Annotated in this window: 13 protein-coding genes; 3 read left to right on the top strand and 10 right to left on the bottom strand. The window is 68.3% G+C overall.

Going from position 1 to position 15,027, the window contains the following annotated elements; all coding sequences use genetic code 11:
• Positions 1 to 2: 2 nt before the first annotated feature.
• Positions 3 to 311 (bottom strand): 50S ribosomal protein L21, encoded by a 309-nt coding sequence (rplU, locus tag ACI3KT_RS12595; RefSeq protein ID WP_045258321.1) that lies wholly within the window; start codon positions 309 to 311, stop codon positions 3 to 5.
• A 213-nt stretch (positions 312 to 524) separates the two neighbouring features.
• Between rplU and ACI3KT_RS12590 the strand changes: the two genes are divergently transcribed.
• Entirely contained in the window at positions 525 to 791 is a 267-nt protein-coding gene (locus ACI3KT_RS12590) for a DUF4031 domain-containing protein (protein WP_292908388.1), read from the top strand.
• Here the strand turns inward: ACI3KT_RS12590 and ACI3KT_RS12585 are convergent.
• Positions 756 to 3,191 (bottom strand): Rne/Rng family ribonuclease, encoded by a 2,436-nt coding sequence (locus tag ACI3KT_RS12585; RefSeq protein ID WP_404904578.1) that lies wholly within the window; start codon positions 3,189 to 3,191, stop codon positions 756 to 758. The two genes, ACI3KT_RS12590 and ACI3KT_RS12585, sit on opposite strands and share 36 nt — an antisense overlap.
• A gap of 282 nt (positions 3,192 to 3,473) precedes the next feature.
• Here ACI3KT_RS12585 and ACI3KT_RS12580 point away from each other — a divergent pair, with 282 nt between their 5' ends.
• Positions 3,474 to 4,082 (top strand): vitamin K epoxide reductase family protein, encoded by a 609-nt coding sequence (locus ACI3KT_RS12580; protein WP_292908384.1) that lies wholly within the window; start codon positions 3,474 to 3,476, stop codon positions 4,080 to 4,082.
• Positions 4,083 to 4,146: 64 nt separating this feature from the next.
• On the opposite strand, the gene ndk is transcribed toward ACI3KT_RS12580, so the two are convergent.
• From ndk to ACI3KT_RS12555, 5 genes are all read right to left on the bottom strand, one after another.
• Positions 4,147 to 4,563, bottom strand: a complete 417-nt coding sequence (ndk, locus tag ACI3KT_RS12575; protein ID WP_102192635.1) for a nucleoside-diphosphate kinase — start codon at positions 4,561 to 4,563, stop codon at positions 4,147 to 4,149.
• 1 nt (position 4,564) lies between these two features.
• The gene (locus tag ACI3KT_RS12570; RefSeq protein WP_404904576.1) at positions 4,565 to 4,954 is read right to left on the bottom strand and encodes a DUF4233 domain-containing protein; all 390 of its coding nucleotides are present in this window, start codon (positions 4,952 to 4,954) and stop codon (positions 4,565 to 4,567) included.
• A complete protein-coding gene (locus tag ACI3KT_RS12565) occupies positions 4,942 to 6,294 on the bottom strand; it encodes a bifunctional folylpolyglutamate synthase/dihydrofolate synthase (RefSeq protein WP_404904575.1) in 1,353 nt (450 codons plus the stop codon). The genes ACI3KT_RS12570 and ACI3KT_RS12565 overlap by 13 nt, the downstream gene beginning before the upstream one ends.
• The gene (gene ileS, locus ACI3KT_RS12560) at positions 6,291 to 9,617 is read right to left on the bottom strand and encodes an isoleucine--tRNA ligase (RefSeq protein ID WP_404904573.1); all 3,327 of its coding nucleotides are present in this window, start codon (positions 9,615 to 9,617) and stop codon (positions 6,291 to 6,293) included. The genes ACI3KT_RS12565 and ileS overlap by 4 nt, the downstream gene beginning before the upstream one ends.
• A 431-nt stretch (positions 9,618 to 10,048) precedes the next feature.
• On the bottom strand, positions 10,049 to 10,888 hold the full coding sequence (locus ACI3KT_RS12555; protein WP_404904572.1) for an endonuclease domain-containing protein: 840 nt from the start codon (positions 10,886 to 10,888) through the stop codon (positions 10,049 to 10,051).
• Positions 10,889 to 11,131: 243 nt separating this feature from the next.
• Between ACI3KT_RS12555 and ACI3KT_RS12550 the strand changes: the two genes are divergently transcribed.
• Positions 11,132 to 11,782: a pentapeptide repeat-containing protein gene (locus tag ACI3KT_RS12550; RefSeq protein WP_404904569.1), complete on the top strand. Its 651-nt coding sequence runs from the start codon at positions 11,132 to 11,134 to the stop codon at positions 11,780 to 11,782.
• Between the two features lie 3 nt (positions 11,783 to 11,785).
• On the opposite strand, the gene ACI3KT_RS12545 is transcribed toward ACI3KT_RS12550, so the two are convergent.
• The 3 genes from ACI3KT_RS12545 to ACI3KT_RS12535 are packed head-to-tail and all read right to left on the bottom strand — an operon-like array spanning position 11,786 to position 15,011.
• Positions 11,786 to 13,270 (bottom strand): ATP-binding cassette domain-containing protein, encoded by a 1,485-nt coding sequence (locus ACI3KT_RS12545; protein WP_404904567.1) that lies wholly within the window; start codon positions 13,268 to 13,270, stop codon positions 11,786 to 11,788.
• Positions 13,267 to 14,061 (bottom strand): ABC transporter permease, encoded by a 795-nt coding sequence (locus ACI3KT_RS12540; RefSeq protein ID WP_292908365.1) that lies wholly within the window; start codon positions 14,059 to 14,061, stop codon positions 13,267 to 13,269. The genes ACI3KT_RS12545 and ACI3KT_RS12540 overlap by 4 nt, the downstream gene beginning before the upstream one ends.
• Positions 14,058 to 15,011 carry an ABC transporter permease gene (locus ACI3KT_RS12535; RefSeq protein WP_404904565.1) on the bottom strand — a complete coding sequence of 318 codons (954 nt, stop codon included), beginning with the start codon at positions 15,009 to 15,011 and terminating at the stop codon, positions 14,058 to 14,060. Before ACI3KT_RS12535 ends, ACI3KT_RS12540 begins: the two co-directional genes overlap by 4 nt.
• Between the last annotated feature and the right edge of the window lie 16 nt (positions 15,012 to 15,027).

The following is a 15,027-nucleotide window of genomic DNA, read 5'->3' as shown; positions in this document are numbered from 1 at the left end:
TCTTACTTGATGCCGGTGATCTTGACGCGCGTGAGCTCCTGGCGGTGGCCCTGACGCTTCTTGTAGCCGGTCTTGTTCTTGTACTTCTGGATGATGATCTTCGGGCCGCGGAGGTTGCCGAGAACCTCTGCCGTGACCTTGACCTTCGCGAGCTTGTCGGCGTCGGTGGTCACCGTGGCGCCGTCGACGAGCAGCACAGCGGCCAGCTCGATCTTCTCGCCCTGGGCAGCCTGCACACGGTCGAGCTGAACGATCGTGCCGACCTCGACCTTCTCCTGCCGCCCACCGGCGCGCACTACTGCGTAAACCACTTCATACCTGTTTCGTTGGGGAGCACGTCGGCTCCGAGAATCTCACGGGAAGACTGTTGCTTGCATGCGCCGCGGGGCGACGGGTGCGAACGCAAGACTCTCCGCTCCGTCCATTGAGGACGATGCGGCTTACGCACCAAGGGACTACTTTACCGGATGCCGGGCACTGAGGCAAAACGCCCGAGGCGGTGTGTCTGAACCTACGCTGGACACATGACCGTTCTCGTCGACGACCCCCGCTGGCCCGCGCACGGACGGCTGTGGGCGCATCTCGTCAGCGACGAGAGCCTCGAGGAGCTCCACGCGTTCGCTCGGTCGCAGAGCGTGCCTACGCGCGCCTTCGACCTCGACCACTACGACGTGCCGGAGGAGATGCTCCCCCGGCTCGTCGCCGCCGGCGCGCACCATGTCTCCGGCAAGGAGCTGGTGCGCAGGCTCATCGCGTCAGGACTGCGGATCCCCGCCAGAGACCGGCGCTGAGGCGTCGTTGTTGACGGCCACCGGCGTGCCGGTCAGCGCGGCCGTGGTGACGCGGCGACGGCCCCGTCCCTGACCGGGAGCCTTCGGCTCCGGCAGGGCGTCGAGGACCGAGTCCAGAAGCGCCTCCGCCGGCGACTTGGGCGCCTTGCGATCGCCACCCCGCTTCTTGCGGGGCTTCTTGGCACGCTCGGAGCCGGACGCGTGCTCCGCAGCGGGCGCTACGGCATCCGCTGCCTCGTCGGCATGCGGCGCTCGAGTGGATGCGGCGATCTGAGCGAGAGCGGACTTCGCGCCCTCGGGGATGCTGTGCGTCGTGACCTGCACGGGCGGCGCGCTCTGAGCAGGCCCCTGCGGGCTGCCTCCCCGCTGGCGGCGGTTCTGCTGACCGTTGCCGTTGGACGGCGCGCGGTGCTTCACGACGGGGTCGTGGTGCACGACGACACCGCGTCCGGCGCAGACGTCGCACGCCTCGCTGAAGGTCTCCAGCAGGCCGAGGCCGAGCTTCTTGCGGGTCATCTGCACGAGACCGAGCGAGGTGACCTCGGCGACCTGGTGCTTCGTCCGGTCACGGCTCAGGCACTCGATCAGGCGGCGCAGCACGAGGTCGCGGTTCGACTCGAGCACCATGTCGATGAAGTCGACCACGATGATGCCGCCGATGTCACGCAGGCGCAGCTGGCGGACGATCTCCTCCGCCGCCTCGAGGTTGTTCTTCGTGACGGTCTCCTCGAGGTTTCCGCCCGAGCCCACGAACTTGCCGGTGTTGACGTCGACGACCGTCATCGCCTCGGTGCGGTCGATCACGAGCGATCCGCCCGAGGGCAGCCAGACCTTGCGGTCGAGCGCCTTCTCGATCTGCTCGGTGATACGGAACGCGTCGAACGGGTCGGTCTCGTCCTCGTAGGGCTCCACGCGCTCCAGCAGATCAGGCGCGACACTCTCGAGGTAGGCGCGGATGGTCTGCTGCGCGTCCAGACCCTGGATGAGCATCTTCGTGAAGTCCTCGTTGAAGACGTCACGGACGATCTTGACGAGCAGGTCGGGCTCGGCGTGCAGCAGTGCGGGAGCCTGCTGATTCTCGACCTGCTTCTGGATGTGCTCCCACTGCGCGGTCAGGCGCTGCACGTCACGGGTGAGCTGGTCTTCCGTGGCGCCCTCCGCCGCGGTCCGGACGATCACACCGGAGGACTCGGGGAGGACCTCCTTGAGGATGCGCTTCAGACGAGCACGCTCGTTGTCGGGGAGCTTGCGGCTGATGCCGTTCATCGAGCCGCCGGGCACGTACACGAGGTAACGGCCGGGGAGCGAGATCTGGCTGGTGAGGCGTGCGCCCTTGTGACCGACCGGGTCTTTCGTGACCTGGACGAGCACTCGGTCGCCGGGCTTGAGCGCGAGTTCGATGCGACGCGGCTGGTTTCCGGTCTCCACACCGTCCCAGTCGACCTCGCCCGAGTAGAGCACGGCGTTGCGACCGCGGCCGATGTCGACGAACGCGGCCTCCATGCTGGGGAGCACGTTCTGCACGCGACCGAGGTACACGTTGCCGATCAGGGACGCGTCCTGGTTGCGAGCGACGTAGTGCTCGACGAGCACCCCGTCCTCGAGGACGCCGATCTGAGTGCGGCCGTTCTTGGATCGGACGACCATCTTGCGGTCGACGGATTCACGACGCGCGAGGAACTCGGCTTCGGTGACGACGGGACGGCGACGACCGGCGTCGCGACCGTCACGACGACGCTGCTTCTTCGCCTCGAGACGCGTGGAGCCCTTGATGGCCTTCGGCTCGGTGATGTACTCCACCACCCGCTGACGGGGCTGACGCGGCTCGGAACGCTCCTCGTCACCCTCGGGGCCCCCGCGGCGACGACGACGGCCACGAGCGGATGCCGGGGCGTCTTCCTGGTCGCGCTCGGCGATGCGGTCGAAGATGCGTCCGGTGCGGGCCGGCAGCGGCACGACCTCCGGAGCATAGAAGTGCAGCTGAGTGGAGACCTGCGAGACGAACACCTCGGGCAGCAGACCGAGCGTGACGGCCGTGACCTGGGTCTCGACGGGTGCAGGCTCCTCGACGCTCGGCGTCTCGGGTGCGGACTGCGCCGGCGCGTCGACCTCTGATGCCTGAGGCTCTGCATCAGCCGGCGCCTGGACCTCTTCGGCCTGCTCAGCCGTGGTTCCATCGCTCGAGGCCTCCGGCGCCTCGGCGTCGCTCGCCTCCGGGGATGCAACTGCCTCGTCCTGAGGCGCGTCAGTCGATTCCGGGGCGTCCTCCGGCCGGGTGCCCTCCGCTGCCTCGGAGACCGCGGAGGTCTCCGGAGCGTCGGGGACTACCGCTGCGGGCGCGTCAGCATCCGCAGCGAAGTCGAGGGTGGGGGCGTCGTAGTCATTGGTCTCATCGGCCATCTCTGGCTTGCTCCTCGCGCGGGGCACATGGTGCCCGCGAAATCTCATGCCGCACCCGCGGGTGCCGCGAACTCACTGGTTGTGCGACCGGCTCATGGCTCTGGTCACGTGGGGCATCCGGCCCCGAAGTCTTCGTCGATGCGCGCCGTGGCGTGTGCCGAGCGATGCATCACAGGCCATTATCGCACCATGTGCCGCGGTTCGCGGCATCCAGGCGGCTCCGCGTCGTTTTCGCCGGTGCGCTTTCGCCCGATGCATAGCCATCACTGTGATAATCCACATATGAGCGAGCAGCGCACCCGCCCCGTCGTCTATGCCGTCTGGCTGATCATCGCGAGCGTCTTCGGCTGGTGGGCGGCGTTCCAGCTCACCCTCGACAAGTTCGCCGTGCTGGAGAACCCCGACGCGAACCTGAACTGCAATGTCAGCGTCTTCCTGCAGTGCGGCACCAATCTCGAGTCATGGCAGGGTTCGGTGTTCGGCTTTCCGAACCCGATCATCGGCCTGACCGGGTGGATGGCGCCTCTCGTGGTCGGAGTCGCGATCCTCGCCGGGGCGAGGTTCCCGCGCTGGTTCTGGGCGCTGTACGGACTCGGCATCACCGGCGCCTTCGTGTTCATCTGCTGGTTGATCGGGCAGAGCTTCTTCGAACTGCACACGCTGTGCCCCTGGTGCGCTCTCACGTACGTGGTCGTCATTCCCACGTTCTTCTCCACGGTCCTGCAGCTGTTCCAGAACGGAACCTTCCCCGTCTCGGAGTCCGCACGCGAGCGTGCGCAGCGCCTCGGCGTGTGGGTGCCGCTCGCCTCCATCGTCGCCTTCGTGCTCATCATCGCTCTCGCGCAGTTCGCAGGTGTCGACGTGATCGGGTCGGTCATCAGCCTGTTCTGATCCTCACCGGAAACGACGAACGCCCTCCCGGCGGGGAGGGCGTTCGTCGTGTTTCCGGGCAGATTCAGTCGAACCAGATGCCGAGCTCGCGAGCGGCGGACTCAGGGCTGTCCGAGCCGTGCACGAGGTTCTGCTGAACCTTCAGGCCCCAGTCGCGGCCGAAGTCGCCGCGGATGGTGCCGGGCGCGGCCGTCGTCGGGTCGGTGGTGCCGGCGAGCGAGCGGAAGCCCTCGATCACGCGGTTGCCGGCGAGACGGATCGCGACGGACGGTCCGGAGAGCATGAACTCGAGCAGCGGCTCGTAGAACGGCTTGCCCTCGTGCTCGGCGTAGTGCGCGGCGAGCAGGTCGCGGTCCGGATCGACCAGGCGGATGTCGACGAGCGCATATCCCTTGGCCTCGATGCGAGCCAGGATCGCGCCGGTGAGGCCGCGCGCGACGCCGTCGGGCTTCACGAGGACGAGGGTTTCTTCGGTGGCCATGTCATTCACTCTCTGTCTGAGTCGGGGATTCGGCGGCGGGGCGTCGTGCGTCCAGCTTCGCCCCCATGATCGTCGCATACGCCCACATGCCGCCGAAAATCACGACGACGAGCAGGATCGAGGGTACGAGCACCGCGGACAGGGCGATGATCGCCTGGATCACCCAGCCGGCCGTGATCGCCCACGGCTTCGTGATCATCCCCGCGACGGCGATGCACGCAAGTCCCATGACCGCGCCGCCGACGATGCCCCACCAAGGCGGTACGCCCGCGGGCAGCGCCTTCAGACCGAACACCGTGAGGCCGGCGAGGAACACCACGATCGATTCGAAGCCCAGGACGATCGGGGCGAGCTTCTGCACAAGCGTGCGCTGCGGTCTCACGCGCGCCACCCGGACTTCCAGTCCTCTTCCTCGGCGAGAGCGATCGCCTCGCCTGCCAGCACGACGGACCCCGCGATCACGACGGCCCGTCGATCCGATGAGGCCGCCCACTCGCGCGCTGCATCGGCGGCGTCGGCCAGCGTCGGGTGGACACTCGCCCTGCGGCCGGCTGCCTCGACGAGGTCGGCGATGGCGTCGGCGTCGCTGGCGCGGTCGCTCTCGGGCGCGGTCGCGAAGACGTGAGCGGATGCCGGCGCCAGATGCGCGACGATGCCCGCCGCGTCCTTGTCGGCCAGCACGCCGAGCACGACGCCCCATTCGTCGAAGTCGAAGCTGTCGTCCATCGCCTGCACGAGCGCGGCCGCACCGTGCGGATTGTGGGCGGCGTCGACGATCACAGTCGGCGCGATGCCCAACAGCTGCAGGCGACCGGGCGATGTCACCGACTGCAGGCCATCGGTGACGATGTCGGCCGCGATCGGCTTGCTGCCGCCGCCGATCAGGGATTCTACGGCGGCGACCGCGAGGGCCGCATTGTGGCCCTGGTGAGCGCCGTACAGCGGCAGGTACTCCTCGGCGTAGGTTCCCGCGAGTCCGCGGATCGTCAGCAGCTGGCCGCCCACGGCGAGCTTCTGCTCGGCGAGACCGAAATCCGCTCCCTCGAACGAGATCGTGGCGTTCTTCTCGGCGGCGACCCGGCGCAGCACCGCGGCGGCCTCGGCCGGCTGCTCGGCCGAGACGACGGCCGCACCCTCCTTGATGATGCCGGCCTTGACCTCGGCGATGGCCGCGATCGTGCTTCCGAGCCGGTCTGCGTGATCGATGTCGATCGGGGCGAAGACCGCGACGTCTCCGTCAGCCGTGTTCGTCGAGTCCCATTCACCGCCCATGCCGACTTCCAGCACGAGCACATCGACCGGGGCGTCCGCCACAGCCACGAAGGCGAGCACCGTGAGCAGTTCGAAGAACGTCAGGGGCGCGTCGCCGGCTGCTTCGAGCTCGGCGTCGACGATGCCGATGAAGGGTTCGATCTCATCCCAGGCGTCGGCGACGGCCTCGTCCGAGATCGGCTCGCCGTCGATCATGATGCGTTCCGTGAACCGCTCGAGGTGGGGGCTCGTGAACAGACCGGTGCGCAGATCGTGCGCCCGGAGCAGCGTCTCGATCATGCGCGCGGTCGACGTCTTGCCGTTCGTGCCCGTGATGTGCACGACGCGGTACGTCTTCTGCGGATCATCGAGGAACGCGAGGATGCGCGCGACGCGCTCCTTGCGCGGCTGCACCCAGCGCTCCCCCGCCCGGCTCAGAAGCGCCTCGTAGACGGCATCCGCTCTTTCGCGCGCACTCATGAGGCTGCTCCGATCCGGCTGACGGCGACCGTGAAGTCGCCCGTGTTCGCGTAGGTCCCTGCAGGGATCACGGCGGTGAACTCCGCAGCAGGCGCCCCGGCGTCTCCGCGGTGGACTCCGTGCTCGAGCGCCAGGGTCTCCCCCGCGACATCGGCGATCTCGAAGGCAGCGTCGACCGCATCCGCATCCGCTTCGCTCGCGAAGATCAGGTCGAGCCTGATCCGGTCGCTCACGTCGAAGCCCGCGTTCTTGCGGGTCTCCTGCACGGCGCGGATCACGTCGCGGGCGAGGCCCTCGGCTTCGAGCTCCGGGGTGGTCGCCGTGTCGAGCAGCACGAAGCCGCCGGAGGGGACGATCGCGAGCGCCTCGCCCTCCGGACGCCCGGTGGTCTCGAGCACGAGTTCGTACTCCCCCGGCTCCAGAGCGATGCCGTCAGCCGTGACGATCCCGTTCTCCTCGGTCCAGAAGCCATTGCGTGCGGCCTGGATGACCTTCTGCACCTCTTTGCCGAGGCGCGGGCCGGCCGCGCGGGCGTTGACGCTGAGGCGGTGATCGATGCCGTAGTCGGCTGCCGTGGTCTCGGACTGCGGCACGAGCTCGACGGACTTCACGTTCAGCTCCTCGCGGAGGATGTCCTCGAACTGTCCGAGCGTCGCAGCGTGCGGCGACACGACGGTCAGGCGTGCGAGAGGCAGGCGTACGCGGAGCTTCTCCTTCTTGCGCAGCGCGTTGCCGACGCTCGAGAGCTCCCGGACGGCGTCCATCGCGTCGCGGATCTCGTCGGCGGCGGGGAAGGCGTCGGCATCCGGCCAGTCCTGCAGGTGCACGCTGCGTCCGCCGGTGAGTCCCTGCCACACGCGCTCGCTCACGAGCGGGACGAGCGGGGCAGCCACGCGGCACAGGGTCTCGAGCACCGTGTAGAGCGTGTCGAACGCTTCGGTCGATGTGCCGGCCCAGAAGCGGTCGCGCGAACGACGGATGTACCAGTTGGTCAACACCTCGGCGAAGTCCCGCAGACGAGCGGATGCCGTGGTCGAGTCCAGGCCCTCGAGGTCGCTCTTCACCTCGCGGACGAGGTCGCCGAGGCGCGCCAGGATGTAGCGGTCGAGCACGTCGGTCGAGTCGGTCCTCCAGGACGCCTCGTATCCGCCTTCCTTCGCCGCATTGGCGTAGGTGGCGAAGAAGTACCACGAGTTCCACAGCGGCAGCAGGAACTCGCGCACTCCGGCGCGGATGCCCTCTTCCGTGACGGCGAGGTTGCCGCCTCGGAGCACCGAGCTCGACATGAGGAACCAGCGCATGGCGTCGGAGCCGTCGCGGTCGAGCACCTCGGAGACGTCGGGGTAGTTTCTCAGCGACTTCGACATCTTGTAGCCGTCGGAGCCGAGCACGATGCCGTGGCAGCTCACGCCGGTGAACGCCGGACGGTCGAACAGCGCGGTCGAGAGCACGTGCATCACGTAGAACCAGCCGCGGGTCTGCCCGATGTACTCGACGATGAAGTCGGCGGGTGCGTGCGAGTCGAACCACTCCTGGTTCTCGAACGGGTAGTGCACCTGCGCGTAGGGCATCGATCCCGAATCGAACCACACATCGAACACGTCCTCGATGCGGCGCATCGTGGACTTCCCAGTGGGGTCGTCGGGGTTCGGACGGGTCAGGTCGTCGATGTAGGGACGGTGCAGGTCGATCTCGCCCTCGGGGTTGCGCGGCAGCGTGCCGAAGTCGCGCTCGAGGTCTTCGAGAGAGCCGTAGGCGTCGATGCGCGGATACTCCGGGTCGTCGCTCTTCCAGATCGGGATGGGCGAGCCCCAGTAGCGGTTGCGGCTGATCGACCAGTCGCGTGCGCCCTCGAGCCATTTGCCGAACTGGCCGTGCTTGACGTTCTCGGGCACCCACGTGATTTGCTCGTTGTTCGCGAGCATCCGGTCCTTGATGTCGGTCACGCGGACGAACCAGCTGGAGACGGCCTTGTAGATCAGGGGGTTCCGGCAGCGCCAGCAGTGCGGATAGGAGTGCACGTAGCTCTGCTCGCGCACGAGTCGCTGCTCTGCGCGGAGCAGACGGATGATCGGCGTGTTGGCGTCCATCCACAGCAGGCCCGCGACGTCGGTGACGTTCGAGAGGAAGCGTCCGCCGTCGTCGAGCGACAGGATGGTCGGGATGCCGGCGGCCTCCGCCACGCGCTGGTCGTCCTCACCGTAGGCGGGCGCCTGGTGCACCACGCCCGTGCCGTCGCTGGTGGACACGTAGTCGTCGACGAGGATCTGCCAGGCGTTCTCGGTGCCGTAGGTCTCGGTGTCGGCGTAGTAGTCGAAGAGCGGTTCGTAGCGGAGCCCGCCGAGGTCGGCACCGCTGATCGTGCGCTCGACCGCCTCTGCCGCAGCCGCGGCGTCTTCGTAGCCGAGATCCTTCGCGTAGCCGGCGAGGAGATCCTGCGCGAGGAGGTACTTCACGCCCTCGAGGCCCTCGGACGCACCCTCGGGACCCGCGGCGACGACGGCGTACTCGATCTCCGGGCCCACGGCGAGCGCCATGTTGGTCGGCAGGGTCCATGGCGTGGTCGTCCACGCGAGAACACGGACGCCCGCGAGGCCCTTCGCCTCGGCATCCGCCCCGGCCAGCGGGAACGACACTGTGACCGACGGATCCTGGCGGTCTTTATAGACGTCGTCGTCCATGCGCAGCTCGTGCGCGCTCAGCGGCGTCTCATCGCGCCAGCAGTACGGCAGCACGCGGTAGCCCTCGTAGGCGAGACCCTTGTCGTACAGGGTCTTGAACGCCCAGAGCACGCTCTCCATGTAGCCGAGGTCGAGCGTCTTGTATCCACGCTCGAAGTCGACCCAGCGGGCCTGGCGGGTGACGTAGTCCTGCCACTCGTGCGTGTAAGCGAGCACCGAGTCCTTCGCCTTCGCGTTGAAGACGTCGATGCCCATGTCCTCGATCTCGCTCTTCTCGGTGATGCCGAGCTGCTTCATCGCCTCGAGCTCCGCGGGCAGACCGTGCGTGTCCCAGCCGAAGACACGGTCGACCTTCTTGCCGAGCATGGTCTGGAAGCGCGGGAACACGTCCTTGGCGTAGCCGGTCAGCAGGTGGCCGTAGTGGGGCAGGCCGTTCGCGAACGGAGGACCGTCGTAGAAGACCCACTCGTCGGCTCCCTCGCGCTGGTCGATCGACGCACGGAACGTCTGGTCAGCGTGCCAGAAGTCGAGGATCTCGCGCTCGATGTCAGGGAAGCGCGGGCTCGGTGCGACGACCTGGGTCGCTGAGCCTGTCGAAGCGTCGGCCGCGGGGCCGAAGGCGGAGGTGCGGGGGTAGGTCATGTCGTCTCGCAGGAGTCGTGGCGGATGCTGCCGCAAGGACGATCTGCCTGGATCACTGACCAGGCGAACCGCGGTACCACCTCGCTTACCGCGCCTCACGGCGGGGCCACTCTCACTGCGGCTGTGACGGGCCTGCCCCGCTCGGTTCTATTGACTCCGACCCGCCGCGTGCGCTGCGTCTGCCGAAAGCGTTCTTCCGAGAGCTCCCCGGTGATGGCCGGATCGATGCTCGTCCCTCCAGTGTACGCGCTGCGCGGCGGCATCCGCTCGCACCCGCCCGGGTCTGCGCTCGCCGCATCCCTCTCCTCTTCACTCGCCGCTCCTTCTCCCTCCAACCGGACTGCACCCTAGAAGGCAAACCGCGCCTGGGACGGAAGATTCTGTTGCGATCGTCCGGCTCAACCGCTGTTCGCCTTCCGAAGCGCTGGCTCTCAGACCGCCAGATGCAGACCCTGAGCCACCGCGCGCATGATCAGGTCCTGTACCATCGGCCACTCGAACATGATCTGGGTGTACGAGACCCGGATCACCGTGTAGCCCATGAGCCGCAGCTCGGCATCGTGCCGGATGTCCTCCGAGCGCTGTGCGCCGACGTGATGCGCACCATCGATCTGGACGATCAGACGATCGCCGATCAAGGTGTCGACGCGGTGCCCTGCGATCCAGATCTGCGTCAGGATCGGCACTCTCAGCCAGCGGAGCCGAGTTCGCAGATACGTCTCGAGCCCGGCATCCGCGAAGGGCATGGCCTGCTCGAGCACCCGCCGCGCTGCGGGCTTCCATGAATAGCCGCGCAGGGCGTCGAGTGCGACCAGAGACTTGTTGAGCGCGGATTCCCATGTGGCGAGCGCCTGCTCGAAGGGCTCGCACTCGGCGATGTTCGCGAGGACGTTCTCGATGGGATCCACGAGCGCGCCAGGATCTCTCGGCACGAGGGGCCTGCCCCAGTGGAGTTTCGCTTCGACCGCGAGTTTGCGCTTGGCGTTGTGGGTAACGGCGAAATGCGGAGGCCCTCCGTGATGGTGAACCCACAGCCCGAGCAGACTCGCCTGGGTCCGACACGTCAGCACCACGCCGAATCGCGCCGCGGCGACCAGCGTTCTCTCGGCCGTGGGCAGAGCGATCCAGCCGCGTCGCGGGCGGATCACCTGACCGCGCGCGACGGCATCGTCGAGAACCCATCGCGAGATCCCGCGCTCAGCGACCACGACAGCGCGCACGACCCCGCCGAGTTCGGTCAGGAGCGCGAGCAGTTGAGCGGTGGATGCCACTCCGCCAGTATCCGGATCCACTGGCCGCTTGGTCGCCCGGACTCAGCGAAACGCCCGGTTCGGTGGAGAACCCGTCCTAGCCCTGCGGTGTGCAGAGCGGGTGGTGGCGGGGTTCAACCGCTCCAGCGACGGACAACTGCGCCAGGGAAGGATCCCCCGTGTCTGAACGTCCTTTTCAAGCGCAGGATGCCTTCCGAAGCGCTGCCGCCGACCGGTGTCCAAGACAGCACCTACGCTCGAACCATGGCTCGCTCTCCCGAATCCCCTGCCGCACCGCGCGTCTCGCCGCCCGACCTGCCAGATGATCTCGATCCTGCCGTGGCGGCGCGAGGTGCAGACCTCCTCGCGGCCCGGCTCGATCTCACGGGCACCGCGAACCTCGCCTACGCCTCGCTCGAGCAGTGCACGATCGCTGCAGACGCGGATGCCGTCGACCTCACCGGCGCGACGATTCTCGACGTCGCCGTGACGGGCGCCCGCATCGCCTCCCTGAAGATGCGAGACGCCGGCATCCGACGCCTGCGCATCTCCGGCGGAAGGATCGGCACTCTCGATCTCAGCGAGGCGCGCATCGACGAACTCGAGCTGCGCGACCTGCGCCTCGACTACCTGAACCTCGGCGGAGCCAAGGCCACAGATGTCGAGATCGTCGACTGCGCCATTCGCACGATCGATCTCCCGCAGGCAGAGCTGACCCGGGTGCGCTTCACGGGAACATCCAGCGACGAAGTGGATCCACGCGGCCTGCGAGCGGTCAACGTCGACCTCCGAGGGCTCGACGCCATGAGCTACCTCGATGCCAACAGCCTGCGCGGCACCACGCTGACGTCGTTCCAGGTTCAGCAGCTCGCGCCGGTTCTCGCTGCGGGCATCGGCATCCAGGTCAAGGACTGAGGGTCACGACCCGGCGGCGAGCAGTTCCCTCGTGAACGGATGCTGCGGAGCCGCGAACACGGCACCGGTCGCGCCCTGCTCGACGATCCGCCCGTCCTGCATCACGAGAACCTCATCCGCCACGGCCCCGACCACGTCGAGATCGTGCGACACGAAGACCATCGTGAGCCGCCGCTCTCGCTGCAGACGGACCAGCAGCTGCAGCACCCGCTCGCGGACGGAGGGGTCGAGAGCCGACACGGGCTCGTCGAGCACGAGCACGTCCGGATCCGCGGCGAGCGCTCGGGCGATCGCCGCGCGCTGACGCTGCCCACCGGAGAGTGCGAGTGGCCGGCGCAGAGCCAGCACAGGATCGAGATCCACCTCGTTCATGAGCTCGGCGCCCCGTTCCGCGCGCTTCGCTCGCGGCACGCCGCCCGCGGCGAGCGCTTCTCGGAGAGACCGGCCGATCGTCCAACGCGGATCGAAAGCCCCCAGGGGATTCTGGTGCACGAGCTGCACGCGGGTCTCCCCCGCCCAGCGCAGTTCGCCCGCATCCGGCCGCTCCACGCCGACCACGATCCGCGCGAGCGTCGTCTTTCCCGACCCCGACTCCCCCACGATGCCGAGTGTGCGCCCCTTCGGCACCGCGAACGACGCCTCGCTCACCGCCGCCGTCTCGCCGAAGACCTTCGACACCCGGGTCGCGACGAGTACGTGATCCGACACGGGCATCTGCACGTCTCGGGGTGAATGCTGCGTCGCCTCGATGAGCTGACGCGTGTACGGGTGCTGCGGGTTCTCCAGCACCTCGCTCACAGGGCCCTCTTCGACGACGACGCCCCGACGCATCACCAGCACGCGATCGGCGAGGCGGCGCACGGCGGCGAAGTCGTGACTGATGAACAGCACGGCGGTGCCCGCATCCGCGATCTCCCGCAACAGGGCGAGGATGCGCGCCTGCACCGTGGCGTCGAGCGCGGTGGTGGGTTCGTCTGCCACGAGGACCGCCGGATCTGCCGCCAGTGCCGAGGCGATCAGGGCCCGCTGCCGGAGACCGCCGGACAGCTGGTGCGAGTACTGACGTGCTCGGAGTTCGGGTTCAGGCATCCACACTCGCCTCAGCAGCGCCTGCACCTGATCGCGGCCGTCTGGAAGACCGTGCAGCCGACGGGCCTCCGTGACCTCACGGCCGATGCGCTGGAGCGGGTCGAGCGACACGAGGGCGTCTTGCGAGACGAGAGCGATGCGCGAACCGCGCAGTCTGCGCCACCCGCGCTCGCCGATGCCGTCGGCTTCGACGCCGTCGATCAGCAGTCGATCAGCGTACACCGACGCGTCGACGGGGAGGAGCCCCAGAAGCGCCCGCGCCGTGAGCGACTTGCCCGCACCCGACTCCCCCACGATCGCGACGCACTCCCCTGGTTCGACGGCGAGCGAGACCCCGTCGACCACCTGCGTTCCGCCGAAGCTCACGCGCAGCCCCCGCACCTCGAGCGCTGGGTTCACGAGGCCCTCCCTGAGCGCAGCACCCGACCGACGACTGTGGCCGCCACCACGGTGAGCGTGATGGCGATGCCGGGGAAGACCGAGATCCACCACGCCTGGCCGAGCACATTGCGCCCGCCCGCCAGCATGAGCCCCCATTCGGGCGTCGGCTCCGATGGTCCCAGTCCGAGGAAGCTCAGGCCGGCTGCGGCGAGGATGCTCGAACCGATTCCGATCGTGGCCAGCACGCTGAGGGAGCCGAGCACACCGGGCATCACGTGCCGCACGAACGCCCGCAGCGGCGGGACTCCGAGGATCCGCGCGGCCTCGACGTGTTCTGCGAGCCGCAGCGACCGGGTCTGCACGCGTGCGAGCCGGATGTAGACGGGGACGGCCGCGAGCGTCACCGCGATCGCGATGTTGACCGCGCCCGGCCCCAGCACGGCCACGACCACGAGCGCGACGAGGAACTCAGGGAAGGCCATCAGCACATCGTTCACGCGCATCATCGCGACGTCGACGCCGCGAGGCGCGACGCCCGCTATCGCACCGATCAGCAGGCCCGCGATCAGAGCGACAGCGGTCGCCAGGAGCCCGATGCCCACCGACCGGCCGGCGCCGTGGACCACGCGGGAGAACACATCGCGTCCGCTCTGGTCGGTGCCGAAGAGATGCTCGGCGCTGGGCGGCAGCAGGGCGGAGCGCACATCGGTCTCCAGTGGGCTTCTGGCGGTCAACACGTCGGGGAAGAGCGCCGCGAACGCGATCACGGCGAGCACCGCGACCGCCGTCCACAGCAGTACGCGCTTCATCGAGCAGCTCTGTCCTGTGAACGCAGCCGTGGGTCGATAAGCGGATGCGACAGCTCGACGACGATGTTCACGCACACGAACACCAGGGCGCTCAGCAGGATGATGCCGGTGATGACCGGCAGGTCGCGGTTGCTGATCGCCGAGAGCGTGATGCGTCCGAGCCCAGGGCGTGCGAACACCGTTTCGACGAGCACGGCACCGCCCAGCACAGACCCCGTCAGATACGCGGCGAGCGTGATCGCTCCTGCACCGCCGTGCCGCAGTCCGTGCCGCACCGTGAACCAGGAAGGCCCGGCGCCGCGTGCGCGGACTGTCTCGGCGAACGGCATCCGCTCCGCCTGCACCAGGCCGTCTCTGAGCACCTGACTCAGAAGCGCGGCCACCGGCAACGCAAGAGTGACGGCGGGAAGCACGATGGTGGCCGGATTGCGCGCTCCTGATACGGGGAACCAACCCAGCCCGAACGCGAACACGCTGAGCAGCACGAGGCCGATCCAGAACACCGGCGATGACAGCACGACCAGCTCGACGCCCGCGGCCAACGCCCTCCCGAGCCGACCCCGCACCAGCACCGTCACTGTGAGAGCCAGGACCACCGCGATGACGAGAGCCACCGCCGACAACTGCAGCGTCGCACCGAGCTGTCTGCCGATCACCTCGGCGACCGGCATCCGCAGCTGGTACGACTCGCCCAGGTCGCCCTGCGCGAGTCGCCCGATGAACGCCGCGTACTGCTCCAGCGGAGGTCGATCGAGTCCCAGTTCCGCCCGGATGGAATCCTTGACCGCGTCGCTCACCTGGGCCTGGGGCCCGAGCATGACAGACACCGGGTCACCGGGGATCACCCGGAACGCGAGGAAGGCGAGGGTGGCTGCCCCCCAGAGAACGGCGAGAGCGGATGCGGCGATCCCGGCGATCCTCAGCAGCACCGCCTTCACGCGCTTCGTCACTCCGACTCGCTCCGCT

The sequence above is a fragment of the Microbacterium sp. ZW T6_19 genome, assembly GCF_044987465.1.
In the GTDB taxonomy this organism is placed as follows: Bacteria; Actinomycetota; Actinomycetes; order Actinomycetales; family Microbacteriaceae; genus Microbacterium; species Microbacterium natoriense_A.
The sequence above is the reverse complement of the archived record's forward strand: the minus strand, read 5'-3'. Positions and strand labels throughout refer to the sequence as shown.

Bases quoted from the DNA above. Each gene is read 5' to 3' on its own strand.
- ACI3KT_RS12590 (WP_292908388.1), top strand. From the start codon at position 525: ATGACCGTTCTCGTCGACGACCCCCGCTGGCCCGCGCACGGACGGCTG.
- ndk (WP_102192635.1), bottom strand. From the start codon at position 4,563: ATGGCCACCGAAGAAACCCTCGTCCTCGTGAAGCCCGACGGCGTCGCG.
- ileS (WP_404904573.1), bottom strand. From the start codon at position 9,617: ATGACCTACCCCCGCACCTCCGCCTTCGGCCCCGCGGCCGACGCTTCG.
- ACI3KT_RS12580 (WP_292908384.1), top strand. From the start codon at position 3,474: ATGAGCGAGCAGCGCACCCGCCCCGTCGTCTATGCCGTCTGGCTGATC.
- ACI3KT_RS12540 (WP_292908365.1), bottom strand. From the start codon at position 14,061: ATGAAGCGCGTACTGCTGTGGACGGCGGTCGCGGTGCTCGCCGTGATC.
- ACI3KT_RS12550 (WP_404904569.1), top strand. From the start codon at position 11,132: ATGGCTCGCTCTCCCGAATCCCCTGCCGCACCGCGCGTCTCGCCGCCC.
- ACI3KT_RS12585 (WP_404904578.1), bottom strand. From the start codon at position 3,191: ATGGCCGATGAGACCAATGACTACGACGCCCCCACCCTCGACTTCGCT.
- ACI3KT_RS12565 (WP_404904575.1), bottom strand. From the start codon at position 6,294: ATGAGTGCGCGCGAAAGAGCGGATGCCGTCTACGAGGCGCTTCTGAGC.